Origin of the sequence: Micromonospora sp. CPCC 206061, assembly GCF_036906915.1 — a bacterium.
GTDB lineage: Bacteria > Actinomycetota > Actinomycetes > Mycobacteriales > Micromonosporaceae > Phytohabitans.
In genome coordinates this window covers 1-1,976 of the sequence record NZ_JBAKHX010000187.1, presented here as the reverse complement: position 1 = coordinate 1,976, position 1,976 = coordinate 1, and the positions used below count along the sequence as shown (strand labels likewise).

General features: G+C 66.5%; 1 protein-coding gene. It reads left to right on the top strand.

Translation table 11 applies throughout. The annotated features are described in order from the left end of the window. Positions 1–361: 361 nt before the first annotated feature. A complete protein-coding gene (locus V6V89_RS41240) occupies positions 362–1,609 on the top strand; it encodes an IS110 family transposase (RefSeq protein WP_334625187.1) in 1,248 nt (415 codons plus the stop codon). Positions 1,610–1,976: the final 367 nt, after the last annotated feature.

Below are 1,976 nucleotides of genomic sequence, written 5' to 3'. Positions count from 1 at the left end.
CGTCAGCAGGCACCAGCAACAACACCGGCACATGGTGCCCGGTCACGCCAACCCACCGCCAGCGCATATCCCCCTTCCCCCCATGCCGCAGCAGACGCCGGCGCCCTGTTCGCGGCATGAGAGAGATCATGCCTCCTGGCGGAGGCGCCCGCAGGGGCTGAAACTGGTGGGTGCGTCGCCCGCCGACGTCGAACTTACTTGGCACTTCGTGTCCGGATGAGAGAGTGACGCTGGAGCCCGCCCCGGTAGGAACCCCGGGTTGCTGCCTGCGAGCGCGGATGTCAGTTTCTTGATGTTGATCGCGGGTTCCGCGGGCGACGCGCCGTTGGTGTTGTTACGGGGCGCGTTGCCGGAGGGCCTGATGGAGATCGTGTATGAGCGGGTCGCGGGGATCGATGTCCACAAGAGACAGATCACGGTTGCGGTGCGTAGCCCGGGCCAGGGAACCAAGCGCCGGACTCAGGTACGCCGGTTCGCGACGTTCTACGCCGCGTTGCGGGAGATGACAGCCTGGCTGCTCGCCGAAGGCGTCTCCCACGTGGCGATGGAGTCCACCGGCGTGTACTGGATGCCGGTGTTCCACGCTCTAGCCGAGCCGGACAGCCTGAAAATCGTGTTGTGCAACGCACAGCACGTCAAGAACGTCCCGGGTCGCAAGACCGATGTCAAAGACGCCCAGTGGTTGGCCCAATTGATGGAAGTCGGTCTGCTGCGCGGCAGCTTCATCCCACCGCCGCAGATCGCGGTGATCCGCCAGCTGTGCCGCTACCGGCGCACCCTGATCGAGGAACGCACCCGGGAGGGTCAGCGGCTACGCAAGGTGCTCGAAGACGGCGGGATCAAGCTGGACTCGGTGGCCTCCGACGTGCTCGGCGTATCCGCCCGAGCCATGATCCGGGCATTGATCGCCGGTGAACGCGACCCGGCCGTCCTGGCCGACCTGGCCCAGCGGACGCTGCGCCGCAAGATCCCGGACCTGACCCTGGCACTGGCCGGCCGCTTCGCGGCCCACCATGGGGTGTTGTGCGAGCTGCATCTGGACCACATCGACCACCTCGACACGATGCTCGCCCGGCTGGACGCCCGCATCGGCACCGCGATCGCCCCGTTCATCGACGCATGCCAGCGACTGACCAGCATCCCGGGCATCGGGGACCACGCCGCCCGAGCGATCATCGGTGAGATCGGCGTGGACATGTCCAGGTTCCCAACCGCAGCGCACCTGGCGTCCTGGGCCGGGCTGTGTCCGGGCAACCACGAATCGGCCGGCAAGCACCGCAGCGGTAAGACCCGACACGGCAACGCGCACCTGTGCACCATCCTGGTCGAGGCGGCCTGGGCCACCGACCACACCCACAGCCGGCTGGGCTCCCGGCTGCGCCGCCTGAAACGGCGGATGGGCAAGAAATCCGGCCCCAAGGCCGCCGTCGCGGTGGCTCACACCATCCTGACCATCGTCTGGCACCTGCTCGCCCACGGCGGCACCTACACCGACCTCGGCGCCGACTACTACACCCGCCGTGAAGAAGACCCCGAAACCCTGGCCGCCAGACTCAAACGCAAGATCGAATCACTCGGCTACACCGTCGACCTCAGCCCCGCCGCGTAACAACCGAGCCCGTCGACCACGAACCTCATCGGGGCTTCGCCCCGATGCTGCCGCCCACCACTCACGGCCAGTTTCATGTCAGTTTCATGTCAGTGCACCAAGTCTCGTCGGACGCAATATGGCCGACGGGGCGTGTTACAAACGGTAGGAGTGGGGTCCGCCAAGCCAATGACTCAGGTACTCGGACTGAATCTCTCCGGTGAGTAAGCCAGCCAGGGCTTCCGAGAAGCCGACCCCGTACCGCTCCCGGTACGGTCCTTCCTCCTTCAGCACCACTGGCCAGTCGCCGGCGGCCACGCCCGGCCCCTCTCTGTCAGGCTGACGTGAGACACCTGATCCACTACATGGTCTGAGTAGGGCGAGTGCA